The sequence below is a fragment of the Paraburkholderia sp. BL23I1N1 genome, from assembly GCF_003610295.1.
Lineage (GTDB): Bacteria > Pseudomonadota > Gammaproteobacteria > Burkholderiales > Burkholderiaceae > Paraburkholderia.
The window spans coordinates 215,369-234,218 of the sequence record NZ_RAPV01000001.1 but is presented as its reverse complement, the minus strand read 5'-3'; the positions used below and the strand labels follow the sequence as shown (position 1 = coordinate 234,218).

Here is an 18,850-nt window from a genome sequence, read left to right as displayed (position 1 = left end):
ACATGCCCTAACGTACCAGCCCGGCAGCTCGTTACCCACCGCCGCCAGTAGGTCAGCGCGTGGTCCGGTGTGCTTGACGGCACGGCGCGCTGCGCGCTCACCGCTGCCACGCCGCCTCCAGCGCAAGGCGTCTCCCGGATGGTCGCGCTCCTCGCGCTTTAGAGGTGGCCGCACGGGGACGGTCAGTGCGCAATCGGCGCTGTAGGGCCTCGCAGATAAGCGCAGCACAATTGGGTCCGCTATTATTCGTTGACCAGCGAACTCTTACGACAAATGAAACGCATCGACAACGGCCAAGAGCGCATCATCCCCTACTGTCGGGCCTTCAAGGAAGACCTCGAAGAAATCATCGATTTCATGACCGTGAACGGTGATCCGCCCAAAATAACCAGCGGCGATTTCGAGTTCGAGAACGCTGACGATCTATTTCGATTTCTCGGTGAACGGGGAAAGCCCGACATAACCATCCGCCGCCCCAGTGCTCCTGCCGTCAACTTGACGACCGTCCTTGAGAGCGTCCAGGTAAAGGCACTCGACAGTTCCGATCCGAGCATTGCACTACTCCATCGCGTTAGCGAAGTTTTGAGTAGGTGTTCAGGGTACGTGCCGGGGAGGGGCCTGATAAACCTTCTTCGAGGAGCGCTCGCAGGAACCTTGACCTATTTCGCCCTCCACCTCAAAACGACGTGGCTCTCATTGACATTCGTGGCACTGGCCGCCGTTGTCGCCTTCGCCTTTCCTAGGCAAACGTTCGCAGGGCCCCGCATAGAGAACCGGTTTTACGGCGTGTCCAGAGACACCCACAAATCATTCTGGCAAAGGAAGGGCGACGATTTGATTGTGTCGCTTCTCTCCGGCATAGTTGGGGCCATTCTTGGAGCCCTCCTCGGCGTCGCAGGAACCCTGTTCGTCCAAGCGCATACGGCCACCAGCCCGCAGAACTCAGGAGCGCATTCGAGTGCGACTATCTCGGCGGGGCGGCCGAATTCCGGCTAAACATGACGCGCAACCAGCGTTGCAAGTCCGCGCAGATAAGCACAGCAGATTTGGGGCGGGATTACTCACGGGAGTGACAGGCCACCGCCTCGACGAAGCTGCTTGCCGAGCCGGGAGGGATGTCGGTAAATGGCTTGCCCGTCATGTCGGGGGAGCCGAGAAGGTTGCCCTGATGGTCGAACAGCTTTAGGGACAGCACTTGGTAGCGGTCTAGCTTGCAGTCAACTGAGACCCGCTCGATCATTGTCGTCGCCGTCATGTTGCCGTTCGTGATCGGCTTCTGCGAGTAGTCGCCGTAAGTCCAAATCAGTCTGTACCCTGCGTCGTCCGTCTTGATGCTATTGGGATCAACATAGACGATCAATCCGTCGCTATCGAAGACCTTGACCCAATTGACAGCAACCGCCGTGCTGATGACACCGGCCAAGCACAGACCTACCGCGAGTCTTTTCACGATCCTCATGACCGCCCCGTCATTAGAATGATGGGTGAACGTCACTTGTATGTCGGGAGCGCCATCAATGCGGCGGTCGCAGCACCGTCGTCCCCGAAGCTCTCCAGATACTCGTGCTGTCCCGGCTTCACTCGAACCTTATCGGTGTGGCGGTACGAGCCGGGACCGTCAGGCACGATGACGAACACGGTGTCACCATCTACGATCAGACTGGCAACCTCGTGATAGGCCATCGCCTTACCCTCATCTAATCCGATGCTGCCGTCCTTGTCCTTACTGAATTGATGCACCTTCGCCTCGGCCACTTCATCCACCGCCACATCTAGCTTAATCATCGAGATACCGTAGATGCTCATTGTCGTCCCCGGATCGATCAGACGGTTTCACCGCCGATAGGATACAGCGATCCGACCGGCGTGGCTGCGACAAGGCACGGCAGCTCGTGAGGCAGGTCGCTCGAAACCCCGGCAGTACGGTGTCCTGCCCGAAAAGTCGGGACGACGCAGGGTGCCTCTGATAGACTGGACGCTCGTCGCACCTACGGGTGCTACACAACCGCATCCCACAACGGGCAGCGGCCAGCGTCAGAGCCTTACGGGGCGGGCCTCAGAGAGAATCGAATCCTCTCACCCCGACCAGATTTGCCTTGTTAGTTCAAGGCTCGAAAAACCGCCCAGCTTGCTTGGCGGTTTTTTTGTTTTGGGTCGCGTTTTCTTGCGCCTCGTCAGCGGCTTGCCATTGCGTGCGAGTTTTCTTAGGCGTCCCAGGCCGTCCGCGCAGCCGGTTCGCCCGGCCCCCTCTGCTATATTCTCTCCATCCAATCCCCTATCCATCACTACGCGTGGAACAACTTCCCTTATGGGCGCAGATCGGCGCCGTCTTTCTGCTGCTTATCTGCTCCAGCTTCTTTTCGATTTCCGAAACGGCGATGATGGCGATCAACCGCCATCGCCTGAAACACCTTGCCAACCAGAACGCGCTCGGCGCGAAGACCACTCAGGGTCTGCTGGCGCACACCGATCAACTGCTGAGCGTGGTCCTGATCGGCAACAATCTGTTCAACACGATCATCCCGGTGCTCACCACCTCGATCGCGCTGCATACCTTCGGCCGTAACAACGTAGTGCTGTCGATCGCGACCGGCATCGTCGCGTTTCTGATCATCGTGTTCGCGGAAATCACGCCGAAGATTGTCGGCGCAACGTTCCCTGAGAAGATCGCGCTGCCGGCCAGCCTGTTGATCGCACCGATGATGCGAATCGGCAAGCCGCTCGTCTGGTTCGTCAATCTGTTCGCGAACACGATCCTGCGAGTGCTGCATATCAATACCAAAGGCGCGCACGATCAGCGGCTTTCCACTGAAGAGCTGCGCACCATCGTGCTCGAATCCGGCAGCTTCATGCCGACCAAGCACCGCAGCATTCTGCTGAATCTGTTCGACCTCGAGAACATTTCCGTCGACGACGTGATGATCCCGCGCCGCCGCATCGAAGCGCTCGACTTCGACGCGCCGTTCGAGCAGATCCTGCATCAGCTGGAAACCTGTTATCACAACAAGCTGATCGTCTATCAAGGCGACATCGACCGCGTGCTCGGCGTGCTGCACGTACGCAAGACACTGGCTGCGCTGCACAACCAGGAACTGGAGCGCGAGACGCTGCGCGAGTTGCTGGCCGAGCCGTATTTCGTGCCGACCGGTACACCGGTATTCCAGCAACTGCAGTACTTCCAGGAGAGCCGTCACCGCACGGCGCTGGTCGTGAACGAATACGGCGAGTTGCAAGGGCTCGTCACGCCGGAAGACATCATCGAAGAGCTGATCGGTGAGTTCACCACGTCGATTCCGCGTGGCGCCAATTCGCGCGGCGGCTGGAACGAGAAAGGCGAATGTATCGTTGCGGGTAGCATGCCGCTGCGCGAACTGAATCGCTGGCTGCATCTCGCGCTGCCGACCGACGGACCGAAAACGCTCAACGGACTGATTCTCGAGATACTCGAAGACATTCCCGACGGCGACGTGTGCGTGCAGATCGGCGAAGTGAAACTCGAGGTGATGCGCAGCGACGACCAGGCGATTCGCACTGTCAAACTGTTCAAACCGCCTACTCGCGCGAGCGCGAAAGCCGTCAAGGCTGCGCGCGGCTAGGCCCAGGGCCCCTTTCAAGTCGCAGCATCGCACATGGGCGCAGCGCGCGCCATTAGCCGATTGGCTGAATGGCGGTGCCGGCGCACTAACCGGATGATGGAGCCGTCATGTTCCACAGGCGGCTCATCACCGGTCCCACATGCAAGACTCTTTTCAACGCGCGGCGTCGTTGCGGCCGGTTGCAGTCGATAGCGAAAGCCCCGCCAAACCCAGGCACAACGCGTTTGCGACTGACGCCACTGTCAGTGCCAACCTCAACTCCAGTCTGACCGATTCCGACAACGCGCCGGCCGTACGCCTTCTGACCGACACGTTGCTGGAAGCAACCCGACGCAATGCGTCGGATCTGCACATTGAACCTGAGGAGCATGGCTGGCGCGTGCGTTTGCGCATCGACGGCGTACTGCATGAAATCCCCCGGCCCCTGCGCATCTACGCGACGCGTTCATCACGCGTGTAAAGGTGCTGGCGCGCATGGATATCGCCGAACGGCGCGTACCGCAGGACGGCCGGCTGCGTATTGCCACTTCGCCCGGCCGCGTCGAGGACTATCGCGTCAACTCGCTACCTACCCTGTTCGGCGAAAAGCTGGTGTTGCGCAGGCTCGACGCGTTGCCTACCGATCTTTCTCTCGACTCGCTCGGCCTCGATCCACAACAACGTGAATCGGCCGGTGCCGCGATCCGCGCGCCGCACGGCCACGTGCTGGTCACCGGGCCCACTGGCAGCGGCAAGACGCTGTCGCTGTACTGCTTCCTGCACATGCTCAACGACGAGGCGCGCAATCTGTGCTCGGTAGAGGATCCGGCGGAAATCCAGTTGACAGGTATCAACCAGGTGAGCGCGCGCGAAAAGGCTGGCCTGACATTCGCGGTGGCGCTGCGTGCGTTTCTCCGTCAGGACCCCGATGTGATCATGGTTGGCGAAATCCGCGACGACGAAACCGCCGATGTTGCCGTTAAAGCCGCGCAGACGGGCCACCTGGTACTGTCGACCTTACACACGAACGACGCGCCTGCTGCCGTCGCACGCCTGATCGACATTGGCGTCGAACCGTACAACCTGGCCGCCGCACTAAAAATGGTGACCGCACAACGGCTGGTGCGGCGGCTCTGCGTGGCATGCCGCGCACCCGCGCCGCAATCGGAGGCGGCCTTGCGAGCAGCAGGCTTCGCCGACGATCCGCTCGACGGCTGGCATCCATTCGGCGCCCCCGGATGCGCAGCGTGCCACGGCATCGGCTACCGCGGCCGCGTCGGCGTTCACCAGGTGATGCCAGTCTCCGACGCGATGCGCGAGTTGATCGTGGCACGCGCTGGCACTCATGAGCTGGCCCGGCTCGCGCAAACCGAACATGTCGCCACGTTGCGCGACGCGGCCTTGGCGCGTGTGCGCGACGGCACGACGAGCCTCGCCGAAGCGCTTGCCGCGACCAAGATCGCATGAACACCTCCACACCGGCTCAGCCAACGGTAACCGACTTGCGTTTTAGATGGCGCGGCGTCGACGCCGACGGCGTGCAGAAGAATGGCGCACTGATCGCGCCGGATGCCAGCGCCGCGCGAGCGATGCTCAAGCGCGACAATCTGTTCATCGTCGAACTGGCGGCCCGCGGGCCGGCGCCACGCCCCAGGACCCGCGCCACCGACGTGACGATATTCACCCACCAGCTTGCCAGCCTGCTACGCGCCGGTTTGCCGCTTGCACCCGCGCTCGATCTTCTCGCTCAAGCGCAGAGTTCGCGCCAGTCCGGTATGCCGCGAATCGTCGGCGCGCTGGCGCGTGATATCACCGGCGGCCTGCGTTTTTCGGCGGCATTGCAGCGGCATCCTGCGCAATTCAATGCGCTGTATTGCCAGCTCGTTGAGGTTGGCGAAGCGGCCGGCGCATTGGCAACGGTCCTCGCCCGGCTCGCCGACGATCGCGAACGCGCCGCCGCGCAACGTGCCAAGGTGCGCGCAGCGCTGACCTATCCGGTGGCGATCCTGCTGCTTGCGATTGCCATTGCCGCGGCGTTGCTGATTTGGGTCGTGCCTACGTTCAAGCAGATCTTTGATGGCTTCGGCGCGAAGCTGCCCGCGCCCACGCAGTTCGTACTGGCTTTGTCGACAGGTGCCGCGCAATGGAGCATTCCGCTCGCCGTCATGACCCTCGCAGCGAGTTCGGCTGTGACATTTCTGCTACGACGTTGCGAAGCAGCGCGCATCCGGTTCGCGCGCGTATCGCTGACAATGCCGGTCGCCGGTCCGTTGCTACGTACCTTGTGCGCGGCACGCTGGAGCCGCGCGCTCGGCACCTTGCTGTCGGCAGGCACACCGCTCGCGGACGCGTTCGATTCGCTGACTCACGCCACCGGCAACGCTTATTTCGACCGTGCCACCGTGGAGATTGCCGCCCGGCTGCGGCGCGGCGAACGGCTCGCCGCAGCCATGCGCGCGGCGCACTGCTTTCCACCCGAGGTCGTCCAGCCGATTGCGGTTGCCGAGGAGTCCGGAGCGCTCGACACGATGCTGATCGATGTCGCGTCGCTCGCCGATCGTCAGGTAGACGAAAAGATCGGCATGCTCTCGAGCCTGTGCGAGCCACTTGTCATCATCGTGCTGGGTACGCTGGTCGGCGGCCTGGTGATCGCGATGTATCTTCCCATTATTCAACTCGGCAACGTGGTGTAGCATCGCAGCCAAATCCCACCCTTTAACTATGCAGGCCACCATTCCGCTCGTGTCAGATACCTCTTCCAGCCTGCTTTCGGTTCTGCTGCCCGGCCACGTCGCAACCGGTCTCGAGCTCGCGTTCGGCAGTTTGCCCAACGGCCTGCAGATTGCATTCGCGATCGTATTCGGTCTGGTGATCGGCAGCTTCCTGAACGTGGTCGCGCATCGGGTGCCGATCATGCTGGAGCGTGCGTGGCGCGAAGAGGTCAGCGAGGCCACCGAAGAACCGCTTGAAACCGATGGCTTGCCCGCCCGCTACAACCTGTGGGTACCGCGCAGCGCGTGCCCTCACTGCGGCCACGTGCTCAGCGCGTGGGAAAACCTGCCGGTGCTGAGCTACCTGCTGCTGCGCGGCCGCTGCTCCGCATGCAAGACACGTATCAGCCTGCGCTACCCGCTGCTCGAAATCGCCAGCGCCGCCTTCGCGGCAGGGGCGCTCGCGCTGTACGGGCCGACCGGCATGGCGCTCGCCGCCTTCGGACTCTGCGCCGCGTTGCTCGCCATGAGCGCGATCGACATCGACACCCATCTGCTGCCGGACTCCATGACGCTGCCGCTCCTGTGGGCCGGCCTGATCGTGAACTTCAACGGCATGTTCGCGAGCCTCCACGACGCCGTGCTGGGCGCGATCTTCGGCTATCTGGTGTTGTGGGCCGTACATTGGCTGTTCCGGTTGATACGCGGCATTGAAGGCATGGGTTATGGCGATTTCAAACTGCTGGCTGCGCTCGGCGCATGGCTCGGCTGGGCGGCGCTGCCGCAGATCGTACTGATCGCGGCGGTCGCCGGCGCGGTGGTCGGTCTCGCGGCGACGTGGCGCGGCCGCATGCGCTTCGAAGAGCCGCTGCCGTTTGGGCCGTTTCTCGCGGCGGGCGGTGCTGTTACGCTATTTCTCGGCACACCGCTTTATCTGGCGTTGGGAGGCTGAAGCATGTTTGCTGTGGGATTGACCGGCGGCATCGGCAGCGGCAAATCCACCGTGGCTGACCTGTTCGGCGCGCGCGGCGTTCCGCTCGTCGACACGGACCTGATCGCTCACCGCATCACGGCGCCGCACGGCATTGCGATGCCGCAGATCGCCGTGGAGTTCGGCGATTCGTTCATTGCGGCAGACGGCTCGCTCGACCGCGCCCGCATGCGCGCGCTGGTGTTCAGCGACGAGGGCGCACGCGAACGCCTCGAAGGCATCACGCATCCGTTGATTCGCGCGGAGACCGAGCGCGAACAGCGTGAAGCGCAAGGGCCCTACGTGATCGTGGTGGTACCGCTGCTGGTGGAGTCGGGTAGCTGGAAGACGCGCGTGAATCGCGTGCTGACGGTCGATTGCAGCGTCGAGACGCAAATCTCGCGCGTGATGAGCCGCAACGGGTTCAGCCGTGAACAGGTGCTGGCGATCATCGCCCGCCAGGCGACGCGCGAAGCCCGCCTCGCGGCAGCTGACGACGTCATCGACAACGACAACGCACCGCTCGATGCGCTCAAGTCGCAAGTCGATGCTCAGCATCGCGTCTATCTGTCGCTAGCGGGTGCATGAGAATTCGCTGAGCGTGGCTTGTTGCGCGGTTTGCTCGGCGGCGCAACGGCACGTACGCATGGCACGCAGAAAACCACCCGAAGCACGTGAAAAAAATTCCAAAAGTGCGCTGAAAAAGTGCGTGATTGCTAGGGTAGTCTCACGGCATTAGAATGTTCTGCATTCCCGTCACCGACCACGCCCGAGGCGAGCCCGCTTGATCCTTTACGAGTATCCCTTCAACGAGCGAATCCGGACGCTATTGCGCCTCGAAGATCTGTTCGAGCGCTTCACGTTCTTTCTAACTCAGGAAGACGCCAGGGAGCATCACGTCGCACTGACAACGTTGTTCGAGATCTCAGAGGTCGCGGGTCGCGCGGATCTGAAGTCCGATCTGATGAAGGAACTCGAACGCCAGCGGCAAACCCTGGCGCCGTTCCGGGGCAATCCAGGCATCGAGCAGAACGCGCTGGAAGCGGTGCTGGGAGAAATCGAGCAGACGTTGGCGGGACTTTCGCAGATGCAGGGCAAGACCGGCCAGCATCTGGCAGATAACGAGTGGCTCGCCAGCATCCGCAGCCGCGCGATCATCCCGGGTGGCACCTGCAAGTTCGATCTGCCTTCGTACTACGCATGGCAGCAGATTCATCCCGATCAGCGCCGGCAGGACATCGCCAAATGGGTCACGCCACTGCTGCCGTTGCGCGATGCGGCAACGATTGTGCTGCGTCTCGCGCGCGAATCGGGTCAGGCGTCCAAGGTCATGGCAATGCAGGGTAGCTACCAGCAGATGCTGTCAGGCCGTTCATATCAGTTGATGCAAGTACGGGTGGCGCCTGAATTGCGGGTAATTCCGGAGGCCAGCGCTAACAAGTACATGCTCTGGGTGCGATTCACGGTGCAGGACGGCGATCTGCGTCCGCGCGCGGTAGATGTCGACGTGCCGTTCCAGCTCACGTTGTGCAGCCTGTAACGGCCGCCTCATACTCTTCGAACTGAAGCGCGGGGCAACGCCTTTAAAGCGGCGAAAAATGCCCCTATATTCATTACTTGTTCCGTTTCCGATTGCCTGCCTGACTGTATGCCTACCGTCGTCAAATGCCCCACTTGCGGCAAGGATGTCCGCTGGACCCCTGAAAACCGCTTCCGCCCGTTCTGCTCCGATCGCTGCAGGCAGATCGATCTTGGCGCCTGGGCCGCCGAGAAGTACAAGATAGGCGGCACAGATCAAGAAACGCCGCCGGATGAATCGCCTGGCGGGGATTACAACCCGCATTGAAGGCGGAAGGCCGCAAACGCACGCAGCAGTGTGTTGCAGTCGCGCTGGACGACGCTGCTTACGCAGCGCCGCCGGCAACCGTGCACCATTTTTCTAGTTTTTCTCAGCGGCAAGCCATTCCAGCACGGGGATGGTGGCCGGCAACAACGGCGAAACATCTGCCGGCAGCGCCTGCCAGACAAATGCCTGGCCTTCGCGGCCATGCGGTTCGCCCGTCCATTCCGTCACCTTGCAGAAGAACAACCGCACATAGGCGTGCGGGTAGTCGTGTTCGAGCGTGTGCCAGCGATGGCTCGCCTTGACGTCGATACCCAGCTCCTCATGCAACTCGCGGGCTAGCGCGGCCTCGACCGACTCGCCCGCCTCCAGCTTGCCACCCGGAAACTCCCAGTACCCTTCGTACGGTTTGCCGGCCGGGCGCTGCGCCAGCAGATAGTGTCCGTCCGGTTGAATCAGCACGCCGACGGCCACTTCGGTCACCGGGCGGCCAGCCGTGTTCTTCTGCGCGTCGCTCATGCCGAGGTCTTCCGGCCCGACCAGTCGCGAGCAAATTGCCATGCGACGCGCCCTGAACGCGACCCGCGCTCCAGCGCCCACACCAGCGCATCGCCGCGCGCCGCTTCGACTTCCGCGTCGTCGCAGCCGAAATAGCGCAGCCAGTGGCCGATGATCGACAGGTAATCGTCCTGCTTGAACGGGTAGAAGCTGACCCACAGCCCGAAGCGCTCGGACAGCGAGATCTTTTCTTCGACCAGTTCACCCGGATGAATCTCGCCGTCGGACGTGTGCTTGTACGTCTCGTTGTCGCTCATGTACTCGGGCAGCAGATGGCGGCGATTGGATGTCGCGTAGATCAGCACGTTGTCCGACTGCGCGGCAATCGAGCCGTCGAGCGCGACCTTCAGCGCCTTGTAGCCCGACTCGCCGTCTTCGAACGAGAGGTCGTCGCAGAACACCACGAAGCGCTCCGGCCGTTGCGCAATCAGATCGACGATGTCGCCCAGATCGTGCAAATCGTCCTTATCCACTTCGATCAGGCGCAGGCCGTCTTTCGCGTAGGCGTTCAGGCACGCCTTGATCAGCGACGACTTGCCCGTACCGCGCGCGCCCGTCAGCAGTACGTTATTGGCCGGCTGCTTGTGCACGAACTGACGCGTGTTCTGCTCGATCAACCCTTTCTGGCGATCGATGTTTTGCAGGTCACCGAGCGTGATCGACGAAATGGCGTGCACCGGCTGCAAATAGCCGCGCCCCTGGCGCTTGCGCCAGCGAAAAGCAACCGCGGCCGACCAGTCGATCTCCGGTTCGGCAGGCGGAAGCATCGCTTCGAGGCGGACGAGCACGGCTTCGGCCCGGGTCAGAAACTGTTCGAGTTTGTCCATGGCTGTGAAAAAAGCGGCCAAAGCGCCGCGTAATGAACCTGGTTACGAACGATAGTCGGCGTTGATGCTCACGTAGTCGTGAGACAGGTCGCAAGTCCAGATCGTGGCTTGCGCATCGCCGCGGCCGAGTACGACACGAATGCCGATCTCGCTCTTTTTCATGACGCGCTGGCCGTCTTCCTCACGGTAGGCCGGATTGCGGCCGCCGGAAGTTGCGACCAGCACGGCGTCCAGATACAGATCGATCTTGCCGACGTCGAGATCGTCCACGCCGGCATAGCCGATGGCCGCGAGAATGCGGCCGAGATTCGGGTCCGATGCATAGAAGGCCGTCTTCACGAGCGGCGAGTGGCCGATCGCGTACGCGATCTGGCGGCATTCGCCGACGCTCGAGCCGCCTTCGACTTGCACGGTCATGAATTTGGTCGCGCCTTCGCCGTCGCGCACGATCAGTTGTGCGAGGGTCTGGGCGGCTTCGGTCACCGCGTCGCGCAACGCTGCATAAGCGGGCGAATCGGTGGACGTGATCGCCGGCAGGCTCGATTTGCCCGAGGCGATCAGGATGAAAGAATCGTTGGTCGACGTATCGCCGTCGATCGTGATGCAGTTGAACGAACGGTCCGCCACGTGCTTGACCAGCGCGTCGAGCACGGGCTGCGCGACGGCAGCGTCGAACGCGAGGAAACCGAGCATGGTCGCCATGTTCGGCTTGATCATGCCGGCGCCCTTGCTGATGCCGGTGAGCGTAACCGTATGGCCGTCGATCGTGACCTGGCGCGAGGCGGCTTTCGGCAGCGTGTCCGTGGTCATGATCGCCTGGGCGGCGTCATACCAGTTCGCTTCCTTGCGGTTCGCCAGCGCGGCCGGCAGACCTGCCTTCAGACGATCGACCGGCAGCGGTTCCAGAATCACGCCCGTCGAAAATGGCAGAACTTGCTCCGGCGCGATGTCCGCGAGGCGCGCGAGTTCCGCGCAGGTCTCGCGTGCTGCAACGAGGCCCGATTCGCCGGTGCCCGCGTTCGCATTACCGGTGTTGATCACGAGCGCGCGAATCGGCTTGCCGCCCGCACGCACGCGCTCCAGATTCTCACGGCACACCGTGACCGGCGCGGCGCAAAAGCGGTTCTGCGTGAACACACCGCCTACCGTCGCGCCAACGCCAACGGAAATGACCAGCACGTCCTTGCGGTTCGGTTTGCGGATATTCGCCTCTGCCCAGCCCAGCGTGACGCCGGCGACAGGGTGAAGTTGAGCGGGATCGATCGAGGGGAAATTGACAGCCATGGTCGCGACCTGTCGAAGAAAATGCCGGCAGGCGCCGGCATCGAGGAACGGAAACTGATGGCTCGGGCGCGTTGCCGAACCACCGCGAAATCACCAGCAAAACGCTGTGTAAAACGAAGCGGCGCGCTTAAAGCGCGCCGCTTTCGCCATTATGCAATCCTACCGTGACACTGCTTGTACTTCTTGCCGCTGCCGCACGGGCACGGGTCGTTACGGCCGACCTTCGGCACGTTGTCCGCGCCCACGTCCGACGCGACGGCGTGCGAGGAGCCGTGGCTCATCGCCTCGCCGATCATGGCGGCCGTAGCCGCTTCCGCGGCGGCAGGCGCTGCTGCTGCCGCTTCGGCGAATTCGGCGTGACGGAACTCGACGTTTTCGAGGTGGCTGCCTTGCTCTTCGTACTGCTCGGCGGCCTGTTCCAGCTGTTCCGGCGACTGGATCTGCACGTTCATCACCACGCGGGTGACTTCAAGCTTCACGGCGTCGAGCATCGCGGCGAACAGTTCGAACGCCTCGCGCTTGTATTCCTGCTTCGGATTCTTCTGCGCGTAACCGCGCAGATGGATGCCCTGGCGCAAGTGGTCGAGCGCGGCCAGATGTTCGCGCCAGCTGCGGTCCAGCGTTTGCAGCATGATCGAGCGTTCGAACGCGCTGAACGATTCGCGGCCGACCTGTTCGACCTTCGATTCATACGCTTCGTCCGCAGCGGCTTCGACCGCCTCCAGAATCTCGTCCGCGCTGATCGAGTTCGACTCGTTGATCATTTCCTGAATCGCGAGGTCGAGCTGCCATTCGTTGCGCAGCACTTCCTCCAACTCGGGCACGTCCCACTGCTCTTCAATGCTGCCGGCCGGCACGAACTGGTGAACGATATCGGCGATCACGCCATGACGCATGGCGCCAATGGTTTCGGTGATGTCGTTCGCTTCGAGCAATTCATTGCGCTGCTGATAGATCACCTTGCGCTGATCGTTCGACACATCGTCGTATTCAAGCAATTGCTTGCGAACGTCGAAATTGCGCGCTTCAACCTTGCGCTGCGCCGATTCGATCGAACGCGACACGATGCCCGCCTCGATCGCCTCGCCTTCCGGCATCTTCAGGCGGTCCATGATCGCGCGCACGCGATCGCCCGCGAAAATGCGCAGGAGCGGATCTTCCAGCGACAGATAGAAGCGCGACGAACCCGGGTCGCCCTGACGGCCGGCACGGCCGCGCAACTGGTTGTCGATCCGGCGCGATTCGTGACGTTCGGTGCCGATGATGTGCAGACCGCCCGCGGCCTTCACCTGATCGTGCAGCGCTTGCCATTCGTCGTGCAGCTTCTGGATGCGGCGCTGCTTGTCGTCCTCAGCGAGCGTTTCGTCCTGCTCGATGAACGACGCCTGCTTCTCAGCGTTGCCGCCGAGCACGATGTCGGTACCGCGACCGGCCATGTTGGTGGCAATCGTGACACGCTGCGGACGGCCGGCTTCGGCGACGATCTCGGCTTCACGCGCGTGCTGCTTGGCGTTCAGCACTTCGTGCGGCAAGCCGGCCTGCTTCAGCAGATGCGACAGTAATTCCGAATTTTCGATCGACGTCGTGCCGACCAGGACCGGCTGACCGCGCTCGTGGCAATCGCGGATGTCGCGGATCACCGCGTCATAACGCTCCTTGGCGGTCTTGTAGATCTGATCCTGCTTGTCGATCCGCTTCGGCGGACGGTTGGTCGGGATCACGACCGTTTCGAGACCGTAGATCTCGTTGAATTCGTACGCTTCGGTGTCGGCCGTACCGGTCATGCCGGACAGCTTCGCGTACATACGGAAGTAGTTCTGGAACGTGATCGACGCGAGCGTTTGATTCTCGCTCTGGATCTTGACGTGTTCCTTCGCCTCGACAGCCTGGTGCAAGCCATCCGACCAGCGGCGGCCCGACATCAGACGGCCGGTAAATTCGTCGACGATCACGACTTCGCCATTCTGGACGACGTAGTGCTGATCCTTGAAAAACAGCGTGTGCGCGCGCAATGCGGCGTACACGTGGTGCATCAGCGTGATGTTCTGCGGTGCGTACAGGCTTTCGCCCTCGCCGATCAGGCCCCATTCGGCGAGCAGACGCTCGGCCTTCTCGTGGCCCGATTCCGTCAGGAAGACCTGGCGGCCTTTCTCGTCGAGCGTGTAGTCGCCCGGCTTTTCGACGCCGGTGCCGTCCGCCTTCTCTTCGCCGATCTGGCGTTCGAGCAGCGGCGGCAGCGCGTTCATGCGCACGTAGAGTTCGGTGTGGTCTTCGGCCTGGCCGGAGATGATCAGCGGGGTGCGGGCTTCGTCGATCAGGATCGAGTCGACCTCGTCGACCACCGCGAAATTCAGGGCTCGTTGCACGCGCGCTTCGGTCTCGTAGACCATGTTGTCGCGCAGGTAGTCGAAGCCGAATTCGTTGTTGGTGCCGTATGTGATGTCAGCGGCGTACGCTTCCTGCTTCGCGCCGTGATCCATCTGCGACAGGTTGATGCCGACCGACAGCCCCAGGAAGTTGTACAGGCGCGCCATCCATTCGGCGTCGCGCTGGGCAAGGTAGTCGTTGACGGTGACGACGTGCACGCCGCGGCCGGACAGCGCATTCAGGTACACCGGCAGCGTAGCGACGAGCGTCTTGCCTTCGCCGGTGCGCATTTCGCCGATCTTGCCGTAGTGCAGGACCATGCCGCCGATCAGCTGCACGTCGAAGTGGCGCATTTTCAGCGTCCGCTTGCTGGCCTCGCGACATACCGCGAAGGCCTCCGGCAGCAGCTTGTCGAGCGACTCGCCACTCGCGACGCGCTGGCGGAATTCACCCGTTTTGGCGCGCAGTTGGTCGTCCGTCAATTGCTCGATCTGCGGCTCGAGCGCATTGATCGCCATGACGGTCTTTTGATATTGCTTGACTAGCCGCTGGTTGCGGCTGCCAAAAATCTTCTGTAGAAAACCGGTGGTCATCGGATCGGTGTCTGCGTCGCGGCTTCGGCTGGTTCGCGGCGTGCGGTTCATGCACGTGCGCTCCGGGGTCGGAAGGGCCTCGGCGGCTTAGTCCAAGAGTGAATTCGAATCGGGCATTTTAGCACGCGCCCCCGCCCGCGCCTGTGTCAGCAGTGCGACGGCAGCAAGGCACGGGACGCCCGCTGCGGCGACCTCCGACAGGACACGTTGAGGCGGTTCCGCGTGCATCCCGCGCGGTACAATCGCGGCGTGAGCGTACATCCGGTGCGACACGCCGCCACGACCAAACATGAGCCGTTTTCCGTCCTTTTCAAGGCCGCCGCCCAAGCAGTTCAAAGCGCGCCGCCCGCAGCCCCTCGCCGAAGTGCTGAATCGCACCGACGCGTACGCGGCCCTGCGCGCGGGCGTCGAGCAGATTGCGGCGCTGGAAAAGGATCTGCGCGAGTTGCTGCCCGATTATCTGGCCACGAGCGTGGAGCCGAGCTTCATTAAAGAAGGCGTGCTGGCCCTGTTTGCCGGCCACAATGCGCTGGCGGCGCGCTTGCGGCAGATTGAGCCACGGTTGCTGTCGGATTTGCAGCAGCGCGGCTGGCCGGTCAATGCGCTGCGGATTCGAGTACGGCCGCAACCCCTCAAGGAGCCACCGCCGGTCAAGCAGGCGCGCATGACGCCGGCCGGTGCGGACGCGCTGCAAGCGCTCTCCGAATCGCTCGCGCCCTCGCCGCTGCAGGAAGCGTTGGCGAAAATGGCCGCGCGGCATCGGCGAAATCGTTGAACAAAAAATAAGCGGCCCATCTGGGCCGCTTATTTTTCATCCATTCGCTTCGGACAATTCACCCGAAGCCGCTACGCACATTACGCAAACGCCGTCTGCGTTTCGTACGCAAAGCCGCGCGGCGCCTTCTGCGTGTCTTCGAACGTGACGACTTCGTACGAATCCTCATGCGCCAGCAACTCGCGCAGCAGCGCGTTGTTCAGGCCGTGGCCCGACTTGTACGCCGTGTACGAAGCCAGCAACGGATGGCCGACCACATACAGATCGCCGATTGCGTCGAGCATCTTGTGCTTCACGAATTCGTCGTCGTAACGCAGCCCGTCGTTGTTCAGAATGCGGTATTCGTCCAGCACGATGGCGTTATCCATGCTGCCGCCGCGTGCCAGACCGAGTTCGCGCATCATTTCCACTTCATGCGCAAAGCCGAACGTACGCGCACGGGCAATTTCCCGCACATACGACGTATTGGCGAAATCCACTTCCAGCGCCTGGCCGGTTTTATCCACAGCCGGGTGACGGAAATCGATGGTGAATTTGAGCTTGAAACCGAAGTACGGATCGAGACGCGCGAATTTATCGCCGTCACGAATTTCCACCGGCTTGGTGACCTTGATGAATTTCTTCGCCGCGTTCTGTTCTTCAATACCAGCCGACTGAATCAGAAACACGAACGAACCCGCACTGCCGTCCATGATCGGAATTTCTTCAGCGGTGACGTCGATATAGAGGTTATCGATGCCGAGGCCTGCGCATGCGGACATCAAATGCTCGATGGTCGACACGCGCGCGCCGTCTTTCTGCAATACGGAAGCCAGGCGCGTATCGCCAATCGCCATCGCCGACGCGGGAATATCCACCGGCGTGGGCAAATCCACGCGCGAAAACACGATGCCGGTGTTCGCCGCCGCCGGGCGGAGCGTCAGTTCGACTTTGCGGCCGGAATGCAGGCCGATGCCGACTGTCTTGACGATTGATTTGATAGTGCGCTGCTTCAGCATGGTGATCTTCTATTCGATTGAAAATCCCAATCGGGACTTTTTATTCCATAGCGCGAATTATACTCCAATACCCTAAGAAGCGTCGTTGCACGGAACGTATCAATCTGTTTCGGTGCATTACCTATTGGGCGCCCGTCAGGGAAGCGTGACGGGCCGACGTCCGGAACGGAGGCGTTTCCGGTCGTCGGCCCGCGTAACGGCCTGTCACAAAAGCTTCTTATACGCCGTTGCCCTGATACAACGCGGTAACCGCGCAGTTTCGGGGCGTCGGCATTGAACGCAACCGTAACTAGCTCAACGTCGCGAGGATACTCCTTGCATCGCTCACTTCAAATTTGCCGGCAGCCTCGACGTTCAACGTCTTGACCACGCCGTCGTCGACAACCATCGCGTAGCGCTGGGAACGGATTCCCATGCCGCGCGCCGACAAATCCTGCTCAAGACCGAGCGCCCGCGTGAAAGCCGCACTGCCATCCGCCATCATGCGCACCTTGCCCGAGGCGTGCTGATCGCGTCCCCACGCGCCCATTACGAACGCGTCGTTGACGGACACGCACCAGATCTCGTCGATGCCAAGCGCGCGCAACTGCTCGGCGTGCTCGACGTAACCCGGTACATGTTTGGCCGAACAGGTCGGCGTGAACGCACCCGGCAATCCGAAGATCACCACGCGCTTACCCGCCGTCTGCTCACGCACGTCGAAGCTGTTGGGCCCCAGCGTGCAACCCGCCCGCGCGTCTTCGACGAACTCGAAGAGCGTCGCGTCGGGCAGCTTTTCACCTGTTTGAATCATGCTCAGTCCTTTGCATCGATGCGAAGCACGCTCGCACGTTGTCGTGTCGCAGTGAATTCAGCGTCCGCCCAACAAGGGCCCCGCCCTCCGGCGACAGTTGCCCCATCCGCTTCGCGAATCCGAAGAGGGCACTTGTCCTTGCCGCGAATCAGACGATACGCGGCTTGTTCGCCGTTCACCCGCCACGCTCGTGCATTCATCCGCCAGCGCTGCACTGCTTGACAACCCGCAGCGCGGCAACGAAAGCCTGCTCGTGCGCTCAGTCCGCCTGCTTGCGCAGGAATGCCGGAATGTCGTACGTATCGACGCCCTTTTCCTGCAGCGCCTGCACGTGCGAAGCCGCCGTATCGCGCGAGGTGCGCCACACAGCCGGCGTATCCAGCGCGCCGTAATCGGCCGTGCTTGCATGCGAGGACGACGGTGCGTAAGCAGCGTGCTGCATCGCGCCGATCGGCTGATTGTCGGTGCCGGTGCGCAGCAGCGTCATCGGTGCCGATTGCTGCTTCTTCGCCGCACGGCCCAGACCCGTGGCCACGACCGTTACGCGCAGCGCGTCGCCCATTGCATCGTCGTACACCGCGCCGAAGATCACGGTTGCGTCTTCTGCCGCATAGCTCTTGATGGTGTTCATCACTTCGCGCGTTTCCGACAGACGCAGCGAACGGCTCGACGTGATGTTGACCAGCACGCCACGCGCGCCCGACAGATCCACACCTTCCAGCAGCGGGCTGGCCACAGCCTGCTCAGCCGCCAGACGCGCGCGATCGACGCCGGCAACCGTCGCCGTGCCCATCATTGCCTTGCCCTGCTCGCCCATCACCGTCTTCACGTCTTCAAAGTCGACGTTCACCAGACCGTCGACATTGATTATTTCCGCGATGCCGGCAACTGCGTTGTTCAGAACGTCGTCTGCGCACTGGAAGCACTTGTCCATCTCGGCGTCATCGCCCATCACCTCGAACAGCTTGTCGTTCAGAACGACGATCAGCGAGTCGACGTGATCCTCCAGTTGCTGCGAACCAGCTTCTGCCACACGCATGCGCTTGCCGCCTTCGAATTCGAACGGCTTGCTGACTACGCCAACAGTCAAGATACCCATTTCCTTGGCGATCTGCGCGACCACCGGTGCTGCACCCGTGCCCGTGCCGCCACCCATACCGGCGGTGATGAACACCATGTGCGCGCCGCGCAGTGCGTCGGCGATGCGCTCACGTGCTTCTTCCGCTGCGGCGCGGCCCATTTCCGGCTTGGCGCCGGCGCCCAGACCCGTGTTGCCGAGCTGGATCACCGCCGAGGCGCGCGAACGCGACAGAGCCTGCGCGTCCGTGTTCATCACGATGAAGTCGACGCCTTGCACGCCTTTATTGATCATGTGCTGAACGGCATTGCCGCCAGCGCCACCGACTCCGATCACCTTGATGATGGTGCCGTTCGTTTCGGTTTCCAGCATCTGGAATTCCATGTTGCCTCCGTCAAGATAAAAAATTACAGCCACTCGGCCGTTATTCGGCAGGAGATCGGGCAACCTCCTGTCGCGCGCCAGCCGCCGGCACCAG

The 18,850-nt window shown here is 62.1% G+C and carries 17 protein-coding genes and 1 pseudogene; 9 read left to right on the top strand and 9 right to left on the bottom strand.

What is annotated here, in order from left to right:
- Positions 1-273: 273 nt before the first annotated feature.
- Positions 274-996, top strand: a complete 723-nt coding sequence (locus B0G76_RS01180; RefSeq protein ID WP_120289425.1) for a hypothetical protein — start codon at positions 274-276, stop codon at positions 994-996.
- A gap of 61 nt (positions 997-1,057) precedes the next feature.
- On the opposite strand, the gene B0G76_RS01175 is transcribed toward B0G76_RS01180, so the two are convergent.
- Both B0G76_RS01175 and B0G76_RS01170 read right to left on the bottom strand, forming a co-directional pair.
- A complete protein-coding gene (locus B0G76_RS01175) occupies positions 1,058-1,450 on the bottom strand; it encodes a surface-adhesin E family protein (protein ID WP_183081966.1) in 393 nt (130 codons plus the stop codon).
- Positions 1,451-1,491: 41 nt separating this feature from the next.
- The gene (locus tag B0G76_RS01170) at positions 1,492-1,806 is read right to left on the bottom strand and encodes a hypothetical protein (RefSeq protein ID WP_183081965.1); all 315 of its coding nucleotides are present in this window, start codon (positions 1,804-1,806) and stop codon (positions 1,492-1,494) included.
- Between the two features lie 485 nt (positions 1,807-2,291).
- Here B0G76_RS01170 and B0G76_RS01165 point away from each other — a divergent pair, with 485 nt between their 5' ends.
- From B0G76_RS01165 to B0G76_RS01135, 7 genes and pseudogenes are all read left to right on the top strand, one after another.
- Complete coding sequence (locus tag B0G76_RS01165) at positions 2,292-3,596, top strand: HlyC/CorC family transporter (RefSeq protein ID WP_120289421.1); 1,305 nt, start codon at positions 2,292-2,294, stop codon at positions 3,594-3,596.
- Between the two features lie 139 nt (positions 3,597-3,735).
- Positions 3,736-5,042: pseudogene (locus B0G76_RS01160) on the top strand (GspE/PulE family protein).
- The gene (locus B0G76_RS01155) at positions 5,039-6,268 is read left to right on the top strand and encodes a type II secretion system F family protein (RefSeq protein ID WP_120289419.1); all 1,230 of its coding nucleotides are present in this window, start codon (positions 5,039-5,041) and stop codon (positions 6,266-6,268) included. Before B0G76_RS01160 ends, B0G76_RS01155 begins: the two are co-directional and overlap by 4 nt.
- A 28-nt stretch (positions 6,269-6,296) precedes the next feature.
- The gene (locus B0G76_RS01150; RefSeq protein ID WP_120289417.1) at positions 6,297-7,238 is read left to right on the top strand and encodes an A24 family peptidase; all 942 of its coding nucleotides are present in this window, start codon (positions 6,297-6,299) and stop codon (positions 7,236-7,238) included.
- Between the two features lie 3 nt (positions 7,239-7,241).
- Positions 7,242-7,844 carry a dephospho-CoA kinase gene (gene coaE, locus B0G76_RS01145; RefSeq protein ID WP_120289415.1) on the top strand — a complete coding sequence of 201 codons (603 nt, stop codon included), beginning with the start codon at positions 7,242-7,244 and terminating at the stop codon, positions 7,842-7,844.
- Positions 7,845-8,040: 196 nt separating this feature from the next.
- Entirely contained in the window at positions 8,041-8,796 is a 756-nt protein-coding gene (gene zapD, locus B0G76_RS01140) for a cell division protein ZapD (protein ID WP_091798841.1), read from the top strand.
- Between the two features lie 108 nt (positions 8,797-8,904).
- Positions 8,905-9,102, top strand: a complete 198-nt coding sequence (locus B0G76_RS01135; protein WP_120289413.1) for a DNA gyrase inhibitor YacG — start codon at positions 8,905-8,907, stop codon at positions 9,100-9,102.
- A gap of 93 nt (positions 9,103-9,195) precedes the next feature.
- On the opposite strand, the gene B0G76_RS01130 is transcribed toward B0G76_RS01135, so the two are convergent.
- The 4 genes from B0G76_RS01130 to secA form a co-directional block, all read right to left on the bottom strand.
- Positions 9,196-9,618, bottom strand: a complete 423-nt coding sequence (locus B0G76_RS01130) for an NUDIX domain-containing protein (protein ID WP_120289411.1) — start codon at positions 9,616-9,618, stop codon at positions 9,196-9,198.
- Complete coding sequence (locus tag B0G76_RS01125) at positions 9,615-10,484, bottom strand: ATP-binding protein (protein ID WP_120289409.1); 870 nt, start codon at positions 10,482-10,484, stop codon at positions 9,615-9,617. Before B0G76_RS01125 ends, B0G76_RS01130 begins: the two co-directional genes overlap by 4 nt.
- A 42-nt stretch (positions 10,485-10,526) precedes the next feature.
- Entirely contained in the window at positions 10,527-11,768 is a 1,242-nt protein-coding gene (gene argJ / locus B0G76_RS01120) for a bifunctional glutamate N-acetyltransferase/amino-acid acetyltransferase ArgJ (RefSeq protein WP_120289407.1), read from the bottom strand.
- Between the two features lie 149 nt (positions 11,769-11,917).
- On the bottom strand, positions 11,918-14,728 hold the full coding sequence (gene secA, locus B0G76_RS01115; protein WP_120296125.1) for a preprotein translocase subunit SecA: 2,811 nt from the start codon (positions 14,726-14,728) through the stop codon (positions 11,918-11,920).
- Positions 14,729-15,017: 289 nt separating this feature from the next.
- On the opposite strand from secA, the gene B0G76_RS01110 reads away from it, so the two are divergent.
- Positions 15,018-15,503, top strand: coding sequence for a DciA family protein (locus tag B0G76_RS01110; RefSeq protein ID WP_120289405.1), 486 nt, complete (start codon positions 15,018-15,020; stop codon positions 15,501-15,503).
- A gap of 80 nt (positions 15,504-15,583) precedes the next feature.
- Here B0G76_RS01110 and lpxC read toward each other — a convergent pair whose 3' ends face one another.
- The 3 genes from lpxC to ftsZ all read right to left on the bottom strand — a co-directional run bounded on the left by lpxC (position 15,584) and on the right by ftsZ (position 18,756).
- The gene (gene lpxC, locus B0G76_RS01105; protein ID WP_120289403.1) at positions 15,584-16,501 is read right to left on the bottom strand and encodes a UDP-3-O-acyl-N-acetylglucosamine deacetylase; all 918 of its coding nucleotides are present in this window, start codon (positions 16,499-16,501) and stop codon (positions 15,584-15,586) included.
- Between the two features lie 289 nt (positions 16,502-16,790).
- On the bottom strand, positions 16,791-17,294 hold the full coding sequence (locus B0G76_RS01100) for a peroxiredoxin (RefSeq protein ID WP_120289401.1): 504 nt from the start codon (positions 17,292-17,294) through the stop codon (positions 16,791-16,793).
- Between the two features lie 259 nt (positions 17,295-17,553).
- Positions 17,554-18,756 carry a cell division protein FtsZ gene (ftsZ, locus tag B0G76_RS01095; protein ID WP_074282119.1) on the bottom strand — a complete coding sequence of 401 codons (1,203 nt, stop codon included), beginning with the start codon at positions 18,754-18,756 and terminating at the stop codon, positions 17,554-17,556.
- Positions 18,757-18,850: the final 94 nt, after the last annotated feature.